A 20524-nucleotide genomic window follows, 5' to 3' on the forward strand; every position below is an offset into this window, starting at 1 on the left:
GGCTACTCGGCGTAGGTGGCGGCGATGCGCTTGAAGGTGTCGAATTCGCCGACGAAGGCGGCGACCACGTCGGGGTCGAAATGGCTGCCGCTGCCGGCGACGATGATCCGGTAGGCTTCTTCCATCGGCATCGCCGGCTTGTAGACGCGGGCGCAGATCAGGGCGTCGAAGACGTCGGCCAGCGCCATCAGCCGGGCCGAGATCGGAATTTCCTCGCCGGCCAGCGCGTTCGGGTAGCCGCTGCCGTCCCATTTTTCGTGGTGACCGCGGGCGATTTCCTGGGCGATGCGCAGGAATTCGACCGGCCGCGTCGAGTCGGCTTCGGCCTGGGCGATCGCCTGGGCGCCGATCTCGGCGTGGGTCTTCATGATTTCCCATTCTTCCGGGGTCAGCTTGCCCGGCTTGAGCAGGATGTGGTCGGGAATGCCGACCTTGCCGATGTCGTGCAAGGGCGCCGACTGGGCCAGCGCGTTGACGGTGCGTTCGTCGAGGTAGGCGGAAAAGCGCGGGTGGTGCTGCAGGCTGCGCGCCAGCGTGCGTACGTACTCCTGGGTGCGGCGCAGGTGGTTGCCGGTTTCCGGGTCGCGCGTTTCGGCCAGATGGGCGAGGGCGTGGATGCTGACTTCCTGGATCAGCTGGTTCTCGGCCATGCGCCGCGCCACTTCCTGTTCGAGGTAGGCGTTGTGGTCGCTGAGGATGTCGCGGGCGCGCTTGAGTTCGAGCTGGGTGCGCACGCGGGCGAGCACGATGGCCGGGCGGATCGGCTTGGTGATGTAGTCGACGGCGCCGCAGTCGAGGCCCTTCTCCTCGTCGTCGGTGCCGTCCATCGCCGTCACGAAGATCACCGGGATGTCGCGTGTCGCCGGCTTGGCGCGCAGTTCGGCGAGGACGCCGTAGCCGTCCATGCCGGGCATCATGACGTCGAGCAGGATCAGGTCGGGCGGCGGCGAGGCGTTGGCGATCTGCAGCGCGCGCGCGCCGGAATTGGCGGCGCGGACGCGGTAGATCGGTTGCAGCAGCTCGCCGAGGACGCTGAGGTTCTCGGGAACGTCGTCGACGATCAGGATGTTCGGCTGTGCTTGAATCTTGTTCTCCAGCCCGGGCAATGAATTGCCCGGATTATCGCCCCGGGCGACGCTTCTGGCTACTGCCCTTTGCTTCAGGTCGCGGCACCGAGGCCGACCAGGCGCCGATAGCTGGCAAAGCGCGTTTTTTCGATTTTTCCGGCGTCGACCGCCGGACGCAGTGCGCAGTCGGGCTCACGGTCGTGGCGGCAGTCGCGGAAACGGCAATGGCCGAGGTAAGGGCGGAATTCGCGGAAGGCGTACTCGATCTCGCCGCGCTCGAGGTGGCCGAGACCGAATTCCTGCAAACCGGGGGAATCGATCAGGTGGCTGTCGGCATCGAGGTGGTAGAGCGTGGCGTGGGTCGTCGTGTGCTTGCCGGAGTCGAGCGCCTGCGAGATTTCGCGGGTGGCGGCGCCGGCTTCCGGGATCAGCGCATTGACCAGCGTCGACTTGCCCATCCCCGACTGGCCGACGAGAACGCTGGTGCGGCCCTGCAGCTGCGGACGCAGGTCCTCGGCGTGGTCACGGGCGCAGAGTTCGAGGACGCGGTAGCCAAGCCCGGCGAAGACGCCGGTCTGGCGCCGGGCGGCGGGCAGGCGTTCGGCCAGGTCGCACTTGTTGAGGACGATCAGGACCTCGATCTCCTGGCTTTCGGCGGCGATCAGCGCGCGCGTCACCAGGTCGTCGGAAAATGCCGGCTCGCAGGCGACGACGACCACCAGTTGGTCGACGTTGGCGGCGATCAGCTTCTGGCGGATCTCGTTCGAGCGGTAGAGCAGGTGGCGGCGCGGCAGGATCGCGTCGATGACGCCCTGGTCGGGCGAGCTCTGCGTGATCTCGACATCGTCGCCGCAGGCCACCTCGCTTTTCTTGCCGCGCGGAAAGCACGGCAGGCGCTGGCCGTCCGCAGTCTCGACGATGTATTGCCGGCCGTGGGCGGCGACGACGCGGCCGCGCATCAGTGCTTGAAGTGGTAGTAGGCCTGGTTCAGCCAGGCAGCGACTTCGGCTTCCTCGTCCGGGAACCAGCCGGTGTTCATCTGCGCGTTGCAGGCGGCGGTGCGCTGCAGCAGCTCGAGTTGTGTCGACAGCATGCGTCCCTCGCGGGTGTACATCTTGCTGCCGTCGCCGCCGTACATGCGCGCGTGGCAGGCGACGCATTTCTCGTCGTGCCTGGCCTGGCCGGCCCGGGGGTCGGCGCTGCCCCAGGGCGCTTCGGCGAAGGCCGGCAGCGAGAGCAGGGAGGCGGCAAGCAGGGTCGTCGTTTTCATGCGGGTTGCTCCTGGCGTTGCAGCTGCGCGATGCGTTGCGCGGCCGGCGGGTGGGAATCGTGGAACAGCGAGTGCAGCGGGTCCGGCGTCAGCGTTGCCGCGTTGTCGTCGTAGAGCTTGACCAGTGCCCGTGCCAGTTCGCCGGCATCGGCGTGTGCGGCAGCGTAGGCGTCGGCTTCGAACTCGTGGCGGCGCGACCAGTGGCTGGACAGCGGCGTCAGCGGAAAGACGAAGACCGGCACGACCAGGAAGAAGAGGATCAGCGCCAGCGCCGTGTCCCGGGCCGGCACGCCGAGGCCGGCGTAGAACCAGGGCGCGTCGATCAGCTGGCCGAGCAGCCAGAGGAAGGCGAGCGAGCCGGCGAACATCAGCACGATGCGCTGGACGATGTGCTTCTTGCGGAAATGGCCGAGCTCGTGCGCCAGCACCGCCTCGATCTCGCCCGGGCTGAGGCGGGCGAGCAGGGTGTCGAAGAAGACGATGCGCTTGTTGTCGCCGAAGCCGGTGAAATAGGCATTGCCATGCGCCGAACGCTTCGAGCCGTCCATCACGAAGAGACCGTTGCTGCGGAAGCCGCAGCGCGCCAGCAGGGCTTCGATGCGGGTCTTGGCGTCGCCCTCGGGCAGCGGCTCGAACTTGTTGAACAGCGGCGCGATCCAGGTCGGGTAGATGAACAGCATGAGCAGGTTGAAGCCGCTCCAGAACAGCCATACCCACAGCCACCAGTACTCGCCCATGGCGCCCATCAGCCAGAGCACGGCGGCGATCACCGGGGTGCCGATGGCGACGCCGAGCAGCGTCTGCTTGCCGAGGTCGGAGACGAACAGCGCCGGCGTCATCCGGTTGAAGCCGTGGCGGGCCTCGACGACGAACTGGCTGTAGAGCGACAGGGGCAGGTCGGCGAGGGCCGAGATCAGCAGCACGCTGAAGATCATCGCCAGGCCGTAGGCGATGCCGTCGAGATGGGCCGACCAGAGGCCGTGCAGCGCGGCGAGTCCGCCGCCGAGCGTGAAGGCGAGCAGCAGCACGGCGTCGACCAGGATCGCGGAAATTGCCGTCTGGCAACGGTCGACCGTGTAATCGGCGGCTTTCTGGTGCGAGGCGAGCGTGATGCGGGCGGCGAACTCGGCCGGCACCGCCGCCCGGTGCGCACCGACGTGGCGGATCTGGCGCAGCTTGAGCCAGAGGCGGGTAGCCAGCGTCAGGGTGAAGGCGGCAAGGAAAAGCAGGGTGAAGTTCTCGGTCACGGGCGATGTCGGGGAAGCTGTGAGAAAATGGCGTTTTTCAAGTTTCGGGCAATTATATGGCAGGCAACGCAAACAACCTCGTCTGGCTGGACATGGAGATGACCGGTCTCAACCCGGACGGCGACCGCATCATCGAGATGGCGATGGTGGTCACCAATTCCGAACTCGAGCTGGTTGCCGAGTCGCCTTCCTGGGCGGTGCACCAGCCGGACGCCGTGCTCGCCGGCATGGACGACTGGAACCAGAAGACGCACGGACGTTCCGGCCTGATCGACCGGGTCCGCGCGTCGACGCTTGGCGAGGCCGAGGTCGAGGCGGCGGCGCTGGCCTTCCTCGAGAAGTATTCGCTGAAGGGCGATTCGCCGATGTGCGGCAATTCGATCGGCCAGGATCGCCGCTTCATGGCCCGCTACATGCCGACGCTGGAAGCCTTCTTCCACTATCGCAACCTCGACGTGAGCACCCTCAAGGAGCTGTGCAAGCGCTGGCAGCCGGCGGTGTACAAGGGTTTCAAGAAGAAGAGCAAGCACACCGCGCTGGCCGACATCTACGAGTCGATCGACGAGCTGAAGTACTACCGGGAACATTTCCTGGCCAAGCCCGGCGCCTGAGCCCGGCTGCACCCGGACGCGCCGGCGTCCGGGCATCTGACGGTCAACGCCGGAAAAGGCGGAATTTCTCGCGCCGCTCGCCCGGCCGGCGGCCTTCCCAGACGCGCTGCCAGCCGGCATCCGGCGGCGCCAGTTCGGCCGCCGTGTCGCCGACGACGAGCAGCCAGTCGCAACGCCGGCCGGCCGGTGTTGCCGCATCGACCGGCGAGATATTGACGAAATACGCCAGCGAGGCCCGCTGGCCGTCGCTCAGGCCGCGTCCGGCCAGGCACTGGCTGCTGTCCGGCAACGCCCGGGCGACGCCCTCGGCGACCGGGCGGTAGCTCTTGCCGTAGTCGAACCAGGGCAGGATCAATGTGGTCGCGAGCAGCCACAGCGTGGTGAAGCCGAGTGTCCAGTGCGTCAGGCTGCGGTAGGGCGAGCGCGGCGCGGTGGCGATCAGCCACAGCCACCACAGCGTCGCCGCCAGGCCGATCAGCAGGTGGCCCAGATCGAGTTCGCCGACGAAGCCGGGGCGCAGCGCGACGACGCGCTCGGCCAGGCGGGCCGGGACACCGAGCGCCATCGCCGACCAGGCCAGCCAGACGATGAGGACGAAGAAGCTGAAGACGCTCATCGCAAACCAGTCGAAGGCATTGGCGGCGCCGCGGCGCAGGCTCAGCGCGCCTGGCGTCGCCAGCAGCGCCAGCGGCGGCAGCAGCAGCAGCGCCGGGATGTCGCGCGGGCGGTAGGCCCAGGCCAGCAGGACCAGGGTGAGTAGCAGGAAGGCCAGCGGCAGCAGCTGGGCCGGTGCCTGCCACTGATCGCGGCGGCGCCACAGCGTCCACACGGCCAACGGCAGCGCCGGGAAGGCAAACCATGGCAGCATCGCGGCGAAGCGGCCGAGCCCGGCCAGCGAGAAAGCCGTCTTCAGCGGCGCAGTTTCGGCCAGCAGCCAGGCGTCGAAGCGGGCCGGCTGCTGGCTTGCCAGCAGCAGCGGCCAGGGGGCCGCGAGCAGCGCACCGATGGCCAGGCCGATCAGCAGCGTCTGTGCGGCCTTGCGCCGGTCCGGCGAAAGCCACAGCGCGACCGGCGCGATTGCCAGCAGCGGCAGGGTCGGTGCGATGCCGGCGCCAAGCAGGCAGGCAGCGACCGCCAGCCCGTAGAAGATGCCGGTCAGGCGGGGCTTGCGGCCGATCGTGGCGAGCGCGCCGAGGCCGCCGGCGTAGGCGGCGAGCGCAATCAGCATCGGCTGCGCATCGTGGGCGTGGACGATCAGGCCGACGCAGCCGGCCAGCAGCATCGGCGCGGCAGCGGCGCTGTCGGTGCCGTACAGCTCGCGGCCGGCGTAGTAGAGGCCGGCCAGCGCCAGCGCGATCCAGACGCCGCTGGCCAGGCGCATCGCCTCGTGCGCCGGCAGCGCCCAGTCGAAGAGCAGGCCGGTCAGCGCCGCGCTCCAGTAGTACAGCGGCGGCTCGTGGAAGGGGCGACCGGCCAGCGCCGGCGCCAGCCAGTCGCCGGAGGACAGCATCTGCCAGGCGGTGCCGATGTGGATCGCGTCCTCGCCCTTCCACGGATCGCGCCCGAAGAGGCCGGCGAGGACGTAGAAGGCGAGCATGCCGGCGAGCATCCAGCCGCCCGGAGGCAGGCGGATGCCGCGACGGATCAGCGTGGCAAGGTCAGGCATGGCGGGTACAAATGAAAAAGGCAGCCCACGGGCTGCCCTTTCTGGTGAAACTCAAGCCGATCAAGCAGCGGCCTTGCCACGCATGGCGCCGAACTTCTGGTTGAACTTCTCGACGCGACCGGCGGTGTCGACGATCTTCTGCTTGCCCGTGTAGAACGGGTGGCAGAGCGAGCAGACTTCGATGTGGAAGTCGTTCTTCGGCATCGTGGACTTGGTGGTGAAGGTGCTGCCGCAGGAGCAGGTCACCTTGACGTCATGGTAATTCGGGTGAATGTCGGCTTTCATCTCATATCCTTTAATCGAGCGACCGGCGGTATTGGCCGATCTGGGAAGCGCGAGATTATCGTTGAATAATCCCGCGCTAGCAATATTTTTTTCAGCCGCGACGCATCGCGTCGAAGAATTCGGCGTTGCCCTTGGTCGATTTGACCTTGTCGAGCAGGAATTCCATCGCTTCGAGGTCGTCCATCGGGTAGCACAGCTTGCGCAGCACCCACATCTTCTGCAGCACGTCCGGCTTCAGGAGCAGCTCTTCGCGGCGGGTGCCGGAGCGGTTGACGTTGACCGCCGGGTACATGCGCTTCTCGGCCATGCGGCGGTCGAGGTGGATTTCCGAGTTGCCGGTGCCCTTGAATTCTTCGTAGATCACTTCGTCCATGCGCGAGCCGGTGTCGATCAGCGCGGTGGCGAGGATGGTCAGCGAGCCGCCTTCCTCGATGTTGCGCGCGGCACCGAAGAAGCGCTTGGGCTTCTGCAGGGCGTTGGCATCGACACCGCCGGTGAGCACCTTGCCGGAGGCCGGCTGGACGGTGTTGTAGGCGCGGGCGAGACGGGTGATCGAGTCGAGCAGGATGACCACGTCCTTCTTGTGCTCGACCAGGCGCTTGGCCTTCTCGATGACCATCTCGGCGACGGCGACGTGGCGGGTGGCCGGCTCGTCGAAGGTCGAGGCGACGACTTCGCCCTTGACCGTGCGGGTCATTTCGGTGACTTCTTCCGGGCGCTCGTCGATCAGCAGCACGATCAGCACGACTTCCGGGTGATTGGCGGTGATGGCGTGGGCGATGTTCTGCAGCATCACCGTCTTGCCGGTCTTCGGCGGCGCGACCAGCAGGCCGCGCTGGCCGCAGCCGATCGGCGCGATCATGTCGATGACGCGGCTGGTGATGTTCTCTTCCGACTTGATTTCACGTTCGAGCTTGAGGTGACGCGTTGGGTGCAGCGGCGTCAGGTTCTCGAACATGATCTTGTTCTTGTTGGCTTCCGGCGGGAAACCGTTGATCCGGTCGAGCTTGGTCAGCGCGACGTAGCGCTCGCCGTCCTTCGGCGTGCGGATTTCGCCCTCGACGGTGTCGCCGGTGCGCAGGTTGAAGCGGCGCACTTGCGATGGCGATACGTAGATGTCGTCGGGGTTGGCCAGGTAGGAGGTGTCGGCCGAGCGGAGGAAGCCGTAGCCGTCGGGCAGGACTTCGAGGGTGCCGTCGCCGTAGATGGTCTCGCCGTTCTTGGCCTTGGCCTTGAGCACGGCGTAGATCAGCTCCTGCTTGCGCATGCGGTTGGCGTTCTCGATGGCGAGTTCGGTCGCCATGTCGAGCAGTTTGCTGACGTGTAAGGTCTTGAGTTCTGAAAGTTGCATTGGGAGTGTTTGTGGCGCCGTGATGTGAGCGCGGGCGACAGCCCGAAGAAACGGGGCGCGGGAGCTAGTGTGCTGGAGGGGAGAAATCGACGCCGGGGCGCATGGCCGGTTGCGTCAGCCTGAAGGCGCGGTGCGCACCTTCAGGCGGGGAGACTACGGAGATTACAGCGTGCTGTCAATAAAGGCAGCGAGTTGCGACTTGGAGAGGGCGCCGACCTTGGTGGCCTCGACGTTGCCGTTCTTGAAGATCATCAGCGTCGGGATGCCGCGGATGCCGTACTTGGCCGGGGTCTGCTGGTTGTCGTCGATGTTGACCTTGGCGACCTTCAGCTTGCCGGCGTATTCGGCTGCGACTTCGTCGAGGATCGGAGCGATCATCTTGCACGGGCCGCACCATTCGGCCCAGTAGTCGACGAGCACCGGTTGCTGCGCCTGCAGCACTTCGGCCTCGAAGGTGTCGTCGGTGACATGGTGGATGTGCTCGCTCATGATTGCCTCGTGGTGACTGGGTTTTGTTCGGTTGGGAAAGGCTTCGGGCCTTATGAAATCTGGCGAGATGCTAGCGAAAAACACCCGCCAAGGGAAGCGTCAGCGGCCGGTTTTGAACAGATTGGCCAACTCGACGGCGGTTTTGACCTGCATCTTGTCGAAGAGGTTCGCGCGATGCACTTCGACGGTGCGCATGCTGATGTTCAGTTCGTCGGCGATCACCTTGTTGTACTTGCCGGCCAGGACGAGATCCATGATCTGGCGTTCGCGCGTGGTCAGCCTGGAAATTCGTGCGTTGACCGAGTCGACCGTCGCATTCTCTGCACGCTGGCGGCTGTCGAGCGCCATCGCTTCTTCGATCCGGGTGACCAGTTCGTTGTCGTTGAGCGGTTTCTCGAAGAAGTCGAAAGCGCCGCGCTTGAGCGTCGCCACCGCCAGCGGGACGTCGCCGTGGCCGGTCAGGAAGATCACCGGCAGCGTCGAGCCGCGTTCGAGCAGGGCGTCGTAGCAGTCGAGCCCGCTCATTCCCGACATGCGCATGTCGAGGACGATGCAGCCGGCGGTGGCCGGGTTCCATGCCGCCAGGAAGGATTCGGCCGAATCATAGGCGGCGCAGGGCAGGCCGCGCGATTTGAGCAGCCAGCAGAGGGCGTCCCGGATGGCTTCGTCGTCGTCGACCAGGTGGGCTTGCGGGGTGTTCATGCGCTTTCGAGGGGCAGGGTGAAGATGAATATCGTACCGCTTCCGGTCGGCGAGGCGGCGCACTTTTCGGCCCACAGGCGGCCGCGGTGGAATTCGATGATCGAGCGGCAGATCGACAGGCCGACACCCATGCCTTCCTGCTTGGTGGTGAAGAAGGCGGTGTACAGCTTGTCCTCGATCTCCGGGGCGATGCCGCAACCGTAGTCGCCGACGCTGATGCGGACGTCCTCGGCTTCGACGCGGGCGGCCAGCTTGAGCACCCGGTGGGCGACCGGGGTCTCGCTCATCGCGTCCATCGCATTGCGCATCAGGTTGAGCAGCACCTGTTCGAGCATCAGGCGGTCGGCCGGCAGCAGCGGCAGTTCGGGGATGCTCGCCTCGATCCGGATCTGGCGCTTGCGCGCTTCCGGTTCGACGAAGCCGAGGCAGTCGTCGATGACTTCGCGCAAGGCGCACGGCGCGCGCTTCGGTTCGCTCTTGCGGACGAAGTCGTGCACACGGCGGATGATCTTGCCGGCCCGCTGCGCCTGCACGCCGATTTTCTCCAGGGCCGGGCGCAGGTCGCCGCAGGAAAAGTTCTCGGTGGATAGCAGGTTGAGGCAGCCGGTGTTGTAACTGGCGATCGCGGCCAGCGGCTGGTTCAGCTCGTGGGCCAGGGTCGAGGCCATTTCGCCGAGGGTCACCAGGCGGGCGGTGAATTGCAGCTGCTCCTGCTGCTGGCGGGCCAGTTCCTCGGCCCGTTCGCGCTCGGTGATGTCGAGTACCGAGGCCATCCAGCCGGTATGCTGGCCGTTGCCGTCGATCAGCTTGGCCTCGTAGACGAGCGCCCGGAAGCGTTCGCCGTTCTTGCGCATGAAGGTGATCTCGAAACCCTCGCTCGGCGCCAGGCCGGCCATCACCGCCAGGTGCATGGCCTGGGTGTCGTCGAGATGCTCGGGCGCCCAGTAGGGCATTGGCGGTTTACGGTCGACCAGCTCTTCGGGCGAAAAACCGGTCATTTTGCAGAAGGCCGGATTGACGTAGATGATCCGCCCGGTCAGGTCGCGGGCGCGCATGCCGACGGTCAGCGAGTCTTCCATCGCGGCCCGGAAGGCGTGCTCGGCGCGCAGGGCTTCCTCGGCCCGGGTGCTTTTCTGCATCAGGCCGCGGACCAGCCACAGGCTCCAGAAAACGCCGCCGGCGAGCAGCAGGATGGCCGCGGTGAGCAGGCGCTGGAGCAGGCTCTGATCGTTCGGGTAATTGCTCACCTTGAGGCGCAGGCCGTGGCCGGGCGGGTCGAAGGGAATCTGGTAGCTGTCCGAGCTGGTGCCCTGGATATGGGTCTTGCTGGCGTAGAGGACATCGCCGACGTCGACGATCTCGAGCTTGTATTTCTCGGTGAACCACCACGGCACCTGATTGGTCAGCAGGTCGTCGAGCGGGTAGGCAGCGAGGAGCATGCCGGCCAGCCGCGATTCCTCGTAGATCGGAACGAGGAGCTCGATCGTGCTGTCGCCGGCCTCGCTGAAAAAAGGCTCGCTGTAGGCGGGCTTGCCGAGGCGGCGGGCGGTGTCGAAGGCGCCGGCGGTGGCGCGCTGGTTGGGCGAGCCGCTCTCGCTGGGTGGGTGTCCCGGCAGCGAGATCAGTGTATTGCTGCGGGCGTCCAGCCAGCTGATGCGCGAGATTTCCGGGCTGTTCTTCAGGAGGTGAGCCGAGCGCAGGCGGAACAGCTGTTCGCGTTCGCGCGGCGCGCTCATGTCAACGGCGAGTTGCTGCAGCAGGTCGCGGTTGCCTTCGAGGTGGAAACGCAGGTTCTGCTCGAGCCAGAGCACGTCCTTGATCAGGATGTTGCGCTGCTCCTCGCGCTCGGAGTGCTGGAGCAGCCAGAGCAGGGCGATCAGCGCCGCCATCAGCAGCACGATGCCGAGCTTGGGCAGGGCAAGGAGCCAGCGCAGGTGGCGTTTTTCCGGTCGGGATCGGGCGATCGACGATTTCATGGCAGCGATGGTACCGTGTGCGACCGGATGTGGATATCCACAATACGCAGGCGTTAGCGGTTTCGTAATACTTTCACCCAGCCGCAATTGTATTTTGCGGCAAATCAAATCTTCAGGAGGAGAAAACCAATGAAAGTTTCCAAGCTTCTCGTCGGCCTGTTCGCTTGTGCCGCCTCGCTCGGCGCCTATGCGCAACAACCGATCGTGATCAAGTTCAGCCACGTCGTCGCCAACGACACGCCGAAGGGCAAGGCTGCCGACTTCTTTGCCCAGAAAGCCGCCGAGCTGACCAAGGGCAAGGTCAAGGTCGAGGTCTATGCCAACTCGACGCTGTACAAGGACAAGGAAGAAATGGAAGCGCTGCAGCTCGGCGCCGTGCAGATGCTGGCACCGTCGCTGGCCAAGTTCGGCCCGCTTGGCGTCAAGGAGTTCGAAGTCTTCGATCTGCCCTACATCTTCAATGGCTACGACGACCTGCACAAGGTCACCACCGGTCCGGTCGGCAAGAGCCTGCTCGCCAAGCTCGAGCCCAAGGGCATCAGCGGCCTGGCTTTCTGGGACAACGGTTTCAAGTCTTTCTCGGCGAACAGCCCGATCAAGACGCCGGAAGACCTCAAGGGCAAGAAGCTGCGCATCCAGTCGTCCAAGGTGCTGGAAGAGCAGACCCGTGCGCTGAAGGCCTTGCCACAGGTGATGGCTTTCTCCGAGGTTTATCAGGCGCTGCAGACGGGCGTCGTCGATGGTACCGAAAACCCGATCTCCAACCTCTACACCCAGAAGATGCACGAAGTGCAGAAGCATCTGACGCTGACCGAGCACGGCTATCTGGGCTACGCGGTGATCGTCAACAAGAAGTTCTGGGACGGTCTGCCGGCTGACATCCGCAAGCAGCTCGACGATGCCATGGTGCAGGCGACCCGTTACGCCAACCAGATCGCCAAGGTCGAGAACGACAGCTCGCTCGAAAACGTTCGCAAGAGCGGCAAGACCCAGATCTACACGCCGACGGCGGCCGAGCGCTCTGCCTTCAAGAAGGCCCTGGTGCCGGTGCACAAGAAGATGGAAAGCCGGATCGGCAAGGAAACCATCGACGCGGTCTACAAGGCGACCGGTTTCGATCCGAACAAGCTGTAATAAACGCTTGCCCTGGGCGCCCGCTGTTGCCGTTGGTGGCGGCGGGCGTTTTTGCAAGGAGAGGGAATATGGGAAAAATTATTGACCGACTCGAAGAATTCATCATCGGCGCCCTGATGGCGGTGGCGACAGTGGTGATCTTCATTTCCGTGGTGCATCGTTATGGCACCGGTTTCGAGATCCCCGGCGTACAGGACTGGCTGCTCGAAATCAACATGGGCTGGGCCCAGGAATTCTGCATCATTCTCTTCGTCTGGATGGCGAAGTTCGGTGCTGCATACGGTGTGCGTACCGGCATCCACGTCGGGGTCGATATCGTGATCAACAAGCTGTCGACCAAGCCGCGCGCGGTCATGGTCCAGCTTGGCTTGCTCTGCGGCGTGCTGTTTACCGGCGTGATCGGCATTTTTGGCGCGGCCTTCGTCTGGGAAAACGGCATGGCCTACGAGGTGCTGTCCTTGGTTGGTGGCGATGTCAGTGGTCATTTCGAGGGGCCGACGACGCCCGATCTCGAGTGGCCGACGTGGATCGTGTACGCCGCTGTTCCGCTCGGCTCGTTCCTGATGTGTTTCCGTTTCCTCCAGGTGATGGGGAATTTTGCCCGGACCGGCGAGTTGCCGACGCATGACCATGGTCATGTCGAGGGTCTGGAAGAGGGTGAGGTGCTGCAGGTCGGCGAGGCGATCGCCATTGCCGAGCAGCGCGAACACGCCCATGCCGGCTTGTCCGAGCGTGAATGGGAACAGCAGCATGCTGCGGTCGACGCCAAGAAAGAGGAGAAATAAGCGATGAGCGCACTGATTATCTTTGGCCTGCTGCTGACCCTGATGGTCATCGGCATGCCGGTCGGCGTCGCCCTTGGTCTGACCGTACTCGGTTTCATGTTCGCCTTTACCGAGACGCCGATCGCCTCGGTGGCCTTGAAGATGTTCACCGGCATCGAGAAGTTCGAGATCATGGCGATCCCCTTCTTCATCCTGGCTGGCAACTTCCTCACCCACGGCGGTGTGGCCCGGCGCATGATCAACTTTGCCACGGCAATGGTCGGTCACCTGACCGGCGGTCTCGGCATGTCGGCAGTGCTCGCCTGTGCACTGTTCGCGGCGGTCTCTGGTTCTTCGCCGGCAACCGTGGTGGCGATCGGCTCGATCCTGATCCCGGCGATGCTCAAGCAGGGTTTCCCGATGAACTTCTCGGCCGGCGTTGTTGCTTCGGCCGGCGGTCTGGGAATCCTGATCCCGCCGTCGATCGTCATGGTGATGTACGCGGTGACCACCAATTCGTCGGTTGGCGCGCTGTTCATGGCCGGTGTCATCCCTGGCCTGCTGCTGGCGCTGACGCTCGGCGTCACCACCTGGTGGCAGGCGCGCAAGGGCGGCTATCCGACCCTGCCGAAGGCGTCCTGGGGGGAGCGCTTCCGTTCTTTCCGTGAAGCTTTCTGGGGCTTGATGCTGATCGTCGTGGTCATGGGCGGGATCTACTCCGGCATGTTCACGCCGACCGAAGCGGCGGCGATGTCGGCGGTCTACGCCTTCTTCATCGCGGTGTTCGTGTACAAGGACCTGACCTTCAAGCAGATTCCCAAGGTCCTGCTCGATTCGGCCAACATGAGTTCGATGCTGCTGTTCATCATCGCCAGCGCGATCCTGTTCAGCTTCATCCTGACCTCGGAGCAGATTCCGCAGGGCATCGCCGACTGGATCGTGCATCTCGGTCTGGGTCCGGTCGGTTTCCTGATCATCGTCAACATCCTGCTGCTGATTGCCGGCAACTTCATGGAGCCGTCGTCGATCATCCTGATCCTGGCGCCGATCCTGTTCCCGGTTGCCGTTGCCCTGGGCATCGATCCGGTGCACTTCGGCATCATCATCACGGTGAACATGGAAATCGGCATGATCACGCCGCCGGTCGGCCTCAATCTCTTCGTCGCCAGCGGCATCACCCGCCGCGGTCTGTCGGAGATGTCGGTGGCGGTGCTGCCGTGGCTGTACGCGATGTTGGTCTTCCTGATCCTGATCACTTACGTTCCCGAAATCTCGCTCTGGCTGCCGCGCACGCTGGGCATGCTCTGACCATCGGCCCACCGGGCTGAAGCAGGCCGCGCTTCCCGCAAGGGGCGCGGCCTTTTGCATCTCTGTGGCACAATCAGCCTCCTTTCGTCTGCTCCCCGATCATGAAATTCGCTCTCTCCATCATCGCGCTGATCGTCGCCGCGCTGGTCGTTCCTTTCTTCATTCCCGGCGCCGGCAAGCAGGAAGGGGTCGATCCGAACGCCAACCTGCCGTGGCAGATCGAGCTCGATGGTCAGGGTGGCAGCCGCGTCTTCGGCGTACGGCCTGGTGTCCAGACGCTTGGCGAGGTGCGCGCCATTCTCGGCGGCGAGCCGGAAGTGGCGATCATTGCCCGCCCCGACGAGCCGGGGGCGCTGGAGGCTTACTACGCCCAGTTGCCGCTCGGTTTCGTGCTGGCCAAGGTGATTCTGACGGTCGACGTCGATCCGGCGGCAATTATCGCGATGCGCGAACGGGCGCCCAAGGCCGAGTACATGGAAAGCACGACGCGCAAGATCACCCTGCACCCGGACGACCTGGCCGCGGCCGAGCGCTTGCCGGTACGGGCGGTTGCGGTGATTCCCACGGTCAACCTCGACGAAGCGACGATTTTCCAGCGCTTCGGCCAGCCGGCCGAGCGCCTGCCGGTTTCCGACAAGCGCGTGCATCTGCTCTATCCCGAGCGCGGCCTCGACATCGTCGTCGACGCCGACGGCAAGGAGCTGCTGCAATACGTCGCGCCGCGCGACTTCGCGCTGCTGCGCGAGCCCTTGCGCAAGGCCGCGGGCGGACAGTCCGGCGGGTAAGGCGCGCGCTTATCTGCTAAAATTCCCCGTTTTTCAACCGACTAGCTTTTTCCGGAGCAAACCCATGGCTATCGAACGCACCCTTTCCATCATCAAGCCGGACGCCGTCAAGAAGAACGTCATCGGCCAGATCTACTCCCGCTTCGAAGGCGCCGGCCTGAAGGTCATCGCCGCCCGCATGACCTGGCTGTCCGAACAGGAAGCCGGCCAGTTCTACGCCGTGCACAAGGATCGCCCCTTCTTCAAGGATCTGGTCTCGTTCATGACCTCGGGCCCGGTGATGATCCAGGCCCTCGAGGGCGAGAACGCCATCGCCAAGAACCGTGAACTGATGGGCGCCACCGATCCGAAGAAGGCCGAGAAGGGCACCATCCGTGCCGATTTCGCCGAGTCGATCGACGCCAACGCCGTGCATGGCTCCGATGCCCCGGAAACCGCCGCCGTGGAAGTCGCCTTCTTCTTCCCGGGCATGAACACCTACGCCGGTCGCTAAGCCGCAGATGTCCGTCAATCTGCTGGATTTCGATGCGGCCGGCCTGACCGCCTGGTTCGCCGAGCAGGGCGAGAAGCCCTTTCGTGCGAAACAGGTGCTGCGCTGGATGCATCGCGCCGGCGTGGCGGACTTCGACGCCATGACCGACATCGCCAAGAGCTTGCGCGACAAGCTCAAGGCGAAGGCGGTCGTGGCGCCGCCTGCGCTCGTCTCCGACAAGCTGTCGGACGACGGCACGCGCAAGTTCCTGGTCGACGTCGGCAACGGCAATGCCGTCGAGACGGTCTTCATTCCCGAAGACGACCGGGGCACGCTCTGCATTTCCACGCAAGCCGGCTGCGCGCTCGACTGCGCCTTCTGCTCGACCGGCAAGCAGGGTTTCAACCGCAACCTCACCGTTGCCGAGATCATTGGCCAGCTGTGGCAGGCCAACCAGGCACTGGGCGCGGTTCACGGCGACGAAAGGGTGATTTCCAACGTCGTCATGATGGGCATGGGCGAACCGCTCGCCAACTACGACAACACCGTCGTCGCGCTGCGGCTGATGCTCGACGACAACGCCTACGGGCTGTCGCGCCGCCGGGTCACGGTGTCCACTTCCGGCCTGGTGCCGGCGATCGACCGCTTGCGCGAGGATTGCCCGGTGGCTCTGGCAGTTTCGCTGCACGCACCGAACGACAGCTTGCGCGACGAACTGGTCCCGATCAACCAGAAATATCCGCTCAAGGAGTTGATGGCGGCCTGCCTGCGCTACCTCGAAAAGGCGCCGCGCGATTTCATCACCTTCGAATACACGATGATGGCCGGGATCAATGACAGCGACGCGCATGCCCGCGAACTGCTGGCGCTGGTCCGCGACGTGCCGTGCAAATTCAACCTGATTCCGTTCAATCCCTTCCCGGGGTCGCCGTTTCGCCGTTCGCCGGCCGAGCGCGTGCGCCGTTTCGGCGAGATCCTGATCCAGGCCGGGATCGTCACGACGACGCGCAAGACGCGCGGTGACGACATCGACGCTGCCTGTGGCCAGTTGGCCGGGCAGGTCAAGGACAAGACCCGGCGTACCGCCGGTGCGGTCATTCCAATTCAGGAGCTGAGGACATGAAGATGCATTTCCGTAGCCTTCGTACTGTTTTCCTGTTCGTGTTTGCCGGTGCCGCGCTGCCGGTAGCGGCGCAATACGAGCCGACGACGCCGCAGGGGCAGGCGCAGGCGGTCAATGCGCAGAATGCCGCCAACGCCGCGCCGTCGGTTGCCGACCCGCGCAGCCGGGCGAAGATTCATACCGAGCTTGGTGCCCTCTATTTCCAGGCCGGTAATCCGGCTGCTGCGCTCGAGCACCTGGCGCTTGCCCTCGACATCGATTCCAGCTTCTATCACGCCTACAGCGTGCGTGGCCTGATCTACGCGGCGTTGCGCGAATACGCCAAGGCTGAGGCCGACTTTGCCCGCGCCCTGTCGCGCGGTGCCAATGACCCGGAAGTGAACAACAACTACGGCTGGTTCCTTTGCGAAACCGGCAAGGAGCGCCAGTCGGTCCAGTATTTCGACCGCGCCCTGCGCGATCCGTTGTACGAAACGCCCGACCGTGCCTACACCAATGCCGGCGTCTGTCTGCTCAAGGTCGGCGACATCGACCAGGCGCAGAACTACCTGCTGCAGGCCGTCCGCGTGTCGCGCACCGGCGCCCTGACGGCACGCGTCGGCCTGGCCGGCATCTTCTATCGTCGCGGCAACCTCGACGAAGCGCGCATCTACCTGAACGAAGCCTTGCGCATGATGGAACCGCCGACGGCCGAGGCACTCTGGCTTGGCATCCGGATCGAGCGCAAGCTCGGCGACAAGCGTGCCGAGAGCGGTTTCACCGCACAGTTGCGCAGTCGTTATCCGACTTCGAACGAATACCAGTCATTCCTCAAGGGCAATTTTGAATGAGTGAACAGATCGACAACGCGCCGCTCATCGACAGCGAAGCTCCTGTGATCGAGCCGGTGCTGCCGAGCGTCGGCAGCATCCTGCGCGTCGCCCGCGAGGGGCGCGGCCTGCAGACCGCCGAAATTGCCCAGGCGCTGAAGCTCGGGCAACGCCAGGTCGAGGCGCTCGAGCGCGACGAATGGGACGGTTTGCCCGGTCCGACCTTCATTCGTGGGTTTGTCCGCAATTACGCCCGTCTGGTTGGTGTCGACGCCGGCCCGCTGATGGATCGCCTGACCGCACTGCTCGACAAGCCGGTCGATACCCTGACCGTGCCGGCCGCACCGCCGGCCAGGATCAGCGGTTCGAGCCGCTCGCGTGACGGCCTGGTGGTCGGCATCGGCGCGCTCCTGCTCAGTCTCGCCGCGCTGGCCTATTTCCTGTTGCCGAGCGACCTCACGGCGCTGCGTGACAGTCTGCAAGGTTTGCTCGACGGTGAGGCCAAGCCGGCCGAAGTCGTGCCGGCGCCGGCCAGTCAGGAGCCGCTGTTCCCGCCGGGCAGCAGCGCTGACCAGGTCATTGCCCCGCAAGCCGAGGCTTCTGCCGATGCCGCCGTACCGGCGGGTGAGGCCCAGTCGCCGGTCGCGCCGGCAACGCCGTCGGCCGCGCCGGCCAGTCCGCAGGCTGTCGCCGCCGATGTCGCGACGCCGCCGCAGTTGCGTTTCGTCGTCAGCAAGGAATCGTGGATCGAAGTCCGCGATCGCGACGGTGCCGTTGTCTTTTCGCAGCGTCTCGCGGCGGGTTCCGAGCAGCAGGTCGGTGGCAAGGGGCCGTTGTCGGTGGCGATCGGCTACGCGCCGGGCGTCACGCTGCATACCCGTGGCCAGATCGTCAACCTGCAGCCGCACACCCGTGGCGATGTCGCACGCCTGGTGCTGGAGTAAGCCGTGAGCGTCGTCAGCAAGCGTCCGACCCGATCGACCGCGATCGCCCATGTCCGCCTCGGCGGCGATGCACCGGTGGTCATCCAGTCGATGACCAATACCGATACCGCCGATTACCTGAAGACTGCCCTCCAGTGTGCCGAGCTGGCGCGTGCCGGTTCCGAACTGGTGCGCATCACCGTGAATTCGCCGGAGGCGGCGGCAGCGGTGCCGAAGATTCGCGATCATCTCGACAAGATGAACTGCAATGTGCCGCTGATCGGCGATTTCCACTACAACGGCCACCGTCTGCTCAGCGAGCACCCGGCCTGCGCCGAGGCACTGGCCAAGTACCGGATCAACCCGGGCAATGTCGGTTTCGGCAAGAAGAAGGACGAGCAGTTTGCACAGATGGTCGAGCTCGCCTGCCGCTACGACAAGCCGGTGCGCATCGGCGTGAACTGGGGCAGTCTCGACCAGGAACTGCTGGCACGCATCATGGACGAGAACTCGCGCCTGGCGCAGCCGCTCGATGCGACCGAGATGATGCGCCATGCGATGGTTACCTCGGCCCTCGAATCGGCGGCCAAGGCCGAGGAAGTCGGCCTGGCCGGCGAGAAGATCATCCTCTCGTGCAAGGTTTCCAGCGTTCAGGACCTGATCGCGATCTACCGCGAACTGGCGCGGCGCGCCGATTATGCGCTGCATCTCGGGTTGACCGAGGCCGGCATGGGCTCGAAGGGCATTGTCGCGTCGACCGCTGCGCTGTCCGTGCTGCTCCAGGAAGGCATCGGCGACACCATCCGCGTCTCGCTGACGCCGGAGCCGGGTGGTTCGCGCAGCCAGGAAGTCATCGTCGCCCAGGAAATCCTGCAGACCATGGGCTTGCGTGCGTTCACGCCGATGGTCGCGGCCTGTCCCGGTTGCGGCCGGACGACCTCGACCTTCTTCCAGGAACTGGCCGGCGAGGTGCAGGATTTCGTGCGCGCCCGCATGCCGGAGTGGAAGCTGCATTACGACGGCGCCGAGAACATGACGCTGGCCGTCATGGGCTGCATCGTCAACGGTCCGGGCGAATCGAAGCACGCCAACATCGGCATCTCGCTGCCAGGCACCGGCGAAGCACCGTCGGCGCCGGTCTACGAAGATGGCGAGAAGACCGTGACGCTCAAGGGCGACAACATCGCCAACGAATTCAAGGACATCATCGAGCGCTACGTCCAGCGCACCTACAAGAAGAAACTGCAAGCATGAGTCAGACTTTGCAAGCCGTGCGCGGGATGAACGACGTCCTGCCGGAAGAAGCGGCATTCTGGGAACTGTTCGAGGACACCGTCCGTACCTGGCTGAAAGGCTACGGTTACAAGCCGATCCGCATGCCCATCGTCGAGCCGACGCCGCTCTTCAAGCGCGCCATCGGCGAAGTCACCGACATCGTCGAGAAGGAAATGTATTCCTTCATCGACGGCCTCAACGGCGAGGCGCTGACCCTGCGTCCGGAGGGCACGGCCGGCTGCGTCCGTGCCGTGATCGAGCACAACCTGGCGGCGCGGCAGACGCAGCGCCTCTACTACATCGGCCAGATGTTCCGCCATGAGCGGCCGCAGAAGGGGCGTTACCGGCAGTTCCACCAGGTCGGCGTCGAGACTTTCGGCATCGCCGGGCCGGACATCGATGCCGAACTGATCCTGATGGGCGCCCGCCTGTGGGCCGACCTCGGCCTCGACGGCATCGAGCTGCAGATCAACAGCCTCGGCCAGCCGGCCGAGCGCGCCGAACATCGTGCTGCGCTGATCGCCTATCTGGAGCAGCACGTCGATCTGCTCGACGAGGACGGCAAGCGTCGTCTGTATACCAACCCGTTGCGCATCCTCGACACCAAGAATCCGGCGCTGCAGGATATCTGCGCGGCGGCACCGAAGCTGATCGACTTCCTCGGCGCCGAATCGCTGGCCCATTTCGAAGGCGTGCAGCAGGTGCTGCGTGACGCCGGCCAGCCGTTCACGATCAACCCGCGCCTGGTGCGTGGCCTCGATTACTACAACCTGACCGTGTTCGAATGGGTCACCGACAAGCTCGGCGCCCAGGGTACGGTCTGCGCCGGTGGCCGTTACGATGGTCTGGTCGAGCAACTCGGCGGCAAGCCGACGCCGGCTTGCGGCTTCGCCATGGGCGTTGAACGGCTGATTGCGCTGATCAGGGATTCCGGCGGCGCCCCGGCCGAGCCGGCACCCGACGTTTATCTGGTACACCAGGGCGAGGCCGCCGGCCGGATGGCTTTCCGGGTCGCCGAGGGGTTGCGCGACCAGGGTCTGGACGTGCTGCTGCATTGCGGTGGCGGTTCCTTCAAGTCGCAGATGAAGAAGGCCGACGGCAGCGGTGCCGCATTTGCGGTGATTATTGGCGATGAAGAGGCGTCGACCGGGGAAGCGCAGCTGAAAGCCTTGCGCGAGGAAGGTGTGGCGCAACGCAGATTGAAGGTCGATGAACTGGCGGAAGCGATCATCGATCACATGATTGATTCGGACGAAGAGGAATAAAC

At 64.9% G+C, this 20524-nt stretch carries 21 protein-coding genes; 11 read left to right on the forward strand and 10 right to left on the reverse strand.

Features of this window, described 5'->3' with window-relative positions; genetic code table 11:
- Positions 1-2: 2 nt before the first annotated feature.
- From DFR40_RS10310 to DFR40_RS10325, 4 genes are all read right to left on the reverse strand, one after another.
- Positions 3-1097, reverse strand: a complete 1095-nt coding sequence (locus DFR40_RS10310; RefSeq protein WP_425453947.1) for a response regulator — start codon at positions 1095-1097, stop codon at positions 3-5.
- A 62-nt stretch (positions 1098-1159) separates the two neighbouring features.
- Positions 1160-2026 carry a ribosome small subunit-dependent GTPase A gene (gene rsgA / locus DFR40_RS10315; RefSeq protein WP_121458406.1) on the reverse strand — a complete coding sequence of 289 codons (867 nt, stop codon included), beginning with the start codon at positions 2024-2026 and terminating at the stop codon, positions 1160-1162.
- The gene (locus DFR40_RS10320; protein WP_121458407.1) at positions 2026-2337 is read right to left on the reverse strand and encodes a cytochrome c; all 312 of its coding nucleotides are present in this window, start codon (positions 2335-2337) and stop codon (positions 2026-2028) included. The genes rsgA and DFR40_RS10320 overlap by 1 nt, the downstream gene beginning before the upstream one ends.
- Positions 2334-3584 (reverse strand): M48 family metallopeptidase, encoded by a 1251-nt coding sequence (locus DFR40_RS10325; protein ID WP_121458408.1) that lies wholly within the window; start codon positions 3582-3584, stop codon positions 2334-2336. The genes DFR40_RS10320 and DFR40_RS10325 overlap by 4 nt, the downstream gene beginning before the upstream one ends.
- Positions 3585-3640: 56 nt before the next feature.
- Here DFR40_RS10325 and orn point away from each other — a divergent pair, with 56 nt between their 5' ends.
- Positions 3641-4195, forward strand: a complete 555-nt coding sequence (gene orn, locus DFR40_RS10330; RefSeq protein ID WP_121458409.1) for an oligoribonuclease — start codon at positions 3641-3643, stop codon at positions 4193-4195.
- 43 nt (positions 4196-4238) lie between these two features.
- Here orn and DFR40_RS10335 read toward each other — a convergent pair whose 3' ends face one another.
- The 6 genes from DFR40_RS10335 to DFR40_RS10360 form a co-directional block, all read right to left on the reverse strand.
- Entirely contained in the window at positions 4239-5861 is a 1623-nt protein-coding gene (locus tag DFR40_RS10335; protein ID WP_121458410.1) for an ArnT family glycosyltransferase, read from the reverse strand.
- Positions 5862-5921: 60 nt separating this feature from the next.
- Complete coding sequence (gene rpmE, locus DFR40_RS10340; RefSeq protein WP_121458411.1) at positions 5922-6146, reverse strand: 50S ribosomal protein L31; 225 nt, start codon at positions 6144-6146, stop codon at positions 5922-5924.
- 91 nt (positions 6147-6237) lie between these two features.
- The gene (gene rho, locus DFR40_RS10345; protein WP_121458412.1) at positions 6238-7497 is read right to left on the reverse strand and encodes a transcription termination factor Rho; all 1260 of its coding nucleotides are present in this window, start codon (positions 7495-7497) and stop codon (positions 6238-6240) included.
- A gap of 162 nt (positions 7498-7659) precedes the next feature.
- Complete coding sequence (gene trxA / locus DFR40_RS10350) at positions 7660-7986, reverse strand: thioredoxin TrxA (RefSeq protein WP_121458413.1); 327 nt, start codon at positions 7984-7986, stop codon at positions 7660-7662.
- A 99-nt stretch (positions 7987-8085) separates the two neighbouring features.
- Positions 8086-8688: a response regulator transcription factor gene (locus DFR40_RS10355; protein ID WP_121458414.1), complete on the reverse strand. Its 603-nt coding sequence runs from the start codon at positions 8686-8688 to the stop codon at positions 8086-8088.
- A complete protein-coding gene (locus DFR40_RS10360) occupies positions 8685-10664 on the reverse strand; it encodes a PAS domain S-box protein (protein ID WP_121458415.1) in 1980 nt (659 codons plus the stop codon). Before DFR40_RS10360 ends, DFR40_RS10355 begins: the two co-directional genes overlap by 4 nt.
- 129 nt (positions 10665-10793) lie before the next feature.
- On the opposite strand from DFR40_RS10360, the gene DFR40_RS10365 reads away from it, so the two are divergent.
- The 10 genes from DFR40_RS10365 to hisS all read left to right on the forward strand — a co-directional run bounded on the left by DFR40_RS10365 (position 10794) and on the right by hisS (position 20522).
- Positions 10794-11798, forward strand: a complete 1005-nt coding sequence (locus tag DFR40_RS10365; RefSeq protein WP_121458416.1) for a TRAP transporter substrate-binding protein — start codon at positions 10794-10796, stop codon at positions 11796-11798.
- Between the two features lie 68 nt (positions 11799-11866).
- The gene (locus DFR40_RS10370) at positions 11867-12583 is read left to right on the forward strand and encodes a TRAP transporter small permease (protein WP_121458417.1); all 717 of its coding nucleotides are present in this window, start codon (positions 11867-11869) and stop codon (positions 12581-12583) included.
- 3 nt (positions 12584-12586) lie between these two features.
- A complete protein-coding gene (locus DFR40_RS10375) occupies positions 12587-13870 on the forward strand; it encodes a TRAP transporter large permease (protein WP_121458418.1) in 1284 nt (427 codons plus the stop codon).
- A gap of 101 nt (positions 13871-13971) precedes the next feature.
- Positions 13972-14655, forward strand: a complete 684-nt coding sequence (locus tag DFR40_RS10380) for a hypothetical protein (protein WP_121458419.1) — start codon at positions 13972-13974, stop codon at positions 14653-14655.
- Between the two features lie 64 nt (positions 14656-14719).
- Positions 14720-15148 carry a nucleoside-diphosphate kinase gene (ndk, locus tag DFR40_RS10385; protein WP_121458420.1) on the forward strand — a complete coding sequence of 143 codons (429 nt, stop codon included), beginning with the start codon at positions 14720-14722 and terminating at the stop codon, positions 15146-15148.
- A gap of 7 nt (positions 15149-15155) precedes the next feature.
- Entirely contained in the window at positions 15156-16250 is a 1095-nt protein-coding gene (rlmN, locus tag DFR40_RS10390) for a dual-specificity RNA methyltransferase RlmN (RefSeq protein WP_121458421.1), read from the forward strand.
- Positions 16247-17080 (forward strand): type IV pilus biogenesis/stability protein PilW, encoded by an 834-nt coding sequence (pilW, locus tag DFR40_RS10395; protein ID WP_245985662.1) that lies wholly within the window; start codon positions 16247-16249, stop codon positions 17078-17080. The genes rlmN and pilW overlap by 4 nt, the downstream gene beginning before the upstream one ends.
- Positions 17077-18003 (forward strand): helix-turn-helix domain-containing protein, encoded by a 927-nt coding sequence (locus tag DFR40_RS10400; protein WP_121458422.1) that lies wholly within the window; start codon positions 17077-17079, stop codon positions 18001-18003. The genes pilW and DFR40_RS10400 overlap by 4 nt, the downstream gene beginning before the upstream one ends.
- A gap of 3 nt (positions 18004-18006) precedes the next feature.
- Complete coding sequence (gene ispG, locus DFR40_RS10405) at positions 18007-19236, forward strand: flavodoxin-dependent (E)-4-hydroxy-3-methylbut-2-enyl-diphosphate synthase (RefSeq protein WP_121458423.1); 1230 nt, start codon at positions 18007-18009, stop codon at positions 19234-19236.
- The gene (gene hisS, locus DFR40_RS10410) at positions 19233-20522 is read left to right on the forward strand and encodes a histidine--tRNA ligase (protein WP_121458424.1); all 1290 of its coding nucleotides are present in this window, start codon (positions 19233-19235) and stop codon (positions 20520-20522) included. Before ispG ends, hisS begins: the two co-directional genes overlap by 4 nt.
- Positions 20523-20524: the final 2 nt, after the last annotated feature.

The organism is Azonexus fungiphilus, assembly GCF_003634965.1.
GTDB lineage: Bacteria > Pseudomonadota > Gammaproteobacteria > Burkholderiales > Rhodocyclaceae > Azonexus > Azonexus fungiphilus.

Excerpts from the sequence above, each read along its gene's own strand:
- DFR40_RS10320 (WP_121458407.1), bottom strand. The coding sequence starts at position 2,337 with ATGAAAACGACGACCCTGCTTGCCGCCTCCCTGCTCTCGCTGCCGGCC.
- ndk (WP_121458420.1), top strand. The coding sequence starts at position 14,720 with ATGGCTATCGAACGCACCCTTTCCATCATCAAGCCGGACGCCGTCAAG.
- DFR40_RS10380 (WP_121458419.1), top strand. The coding sequence starts at position 13,972 with ATGAAATTCGCTCTCTCCATCATCGCGCTGATCGTCGCCGCGCTGGTC.
- pilW (WP_245985662.1), top strand. The coding sequence starts at position 16,247 with ATGAAGATGCATTTCCGTAGCCTTCGTACTGTTTTCCTGTTCGTGTTT.
- trxA (WP_121458413.1), bottom strand. The coding sequence starts at position 7,986 with ATGAGCGAGCACATCCACCATGTCACCGACGACACCTTCGAGGCCGAA.
- DFR40_RS10365 (WP_121458416.1), top strand. The coding sequence starts at position 10,794 with ATGAAAGTTTCCAAGCTTCTCGTCGGCCTGTTCGCTTGTGCCGCCTCG.
- hisS (WP_121458424.1), top strand. The coding sequence starts at position 19,233 with ATGAGTCAGACTTTGCAAGCCGTGCGCGGGATGAACGACGTCCTGCCG.
- DFR40_RS10335 (WP_121458410.1), bottom strand. The coding sequence starts at position 5,861 with ATGCCTGACCTTGCCACGCTGATCCGTCGCGGCATCCGCCTGCCTCCG.
- rho (WP_121458412.1), bottom strand. The coding sequence starts at position 7,497 with ATGCAACTTTCAGAACTCAAGACCTTACACGTCAGCAAACTGCTCGAC.
- rsgA (WP_121458406.1), bottom strand. The coding sequence starts at position 2,026 with ATGCGCGGCCGCGTCGTCGCCGCCCACGGCCGGCAATACATCGTCGAG.
- rlmN (WP_121458421.1), top strand. The coding sequence starts at position 15,156 with ATGTCCGTCAATCTGCTGGATTTCGATGCGGCCGGCCTGACCGCCTGG.
- orn (WP_121458409.1), top strand. The coding sequence starts at position 3,641 with ATGGCAGGCAACGCAAACAACCTCGTCTGGCTGGACATGGAGATGACC.
- DFR40_RS10360 (WP_121458415.1), bottom strand. The coding sequence starts at position 10,664 with ATGAAATCGTCGATCGCCCGATCCCGACCGGAAAAACGCCACCTGCGC.
- rpmE (WP_121458411.1), bottom strand. The coding sequence starts at position 6,146 with ATGAAAGCCGACATTCACCCGAATTACCATGACGTCAAGGTGACCTGC.
- DFR40_RS10400 (WP_121458422.1), top strand. The coding sequence starts at position 17,077 with ATGAGTGAACAGATCGACAACGCGCCGCTCATCGACAGCGAAGCTCCT.
- DFR40_RS10355 (WP_121458414.1), bottom strand. The coding sequence starts at position 8,688 with ATGAACACCCCGCAAGCCCACCTGGTCGACGACGACGAAGCCATCCGG.
- DFR40_RS10375 (WP_121458418.1), top strand. The coding sequence starts at position 12,587 with ATGAGCGCACTGATTATCTTTGGCCTGCTGCTGACCCTGATGGTCATC.
- DFR40_RS10370 (WP_121458417.1), top strand. The coding sequence starts at position 11,867 with ATGGGAAAAATTATTGACCGACTCGAAGAATTCATCATCGGCGCCCTG.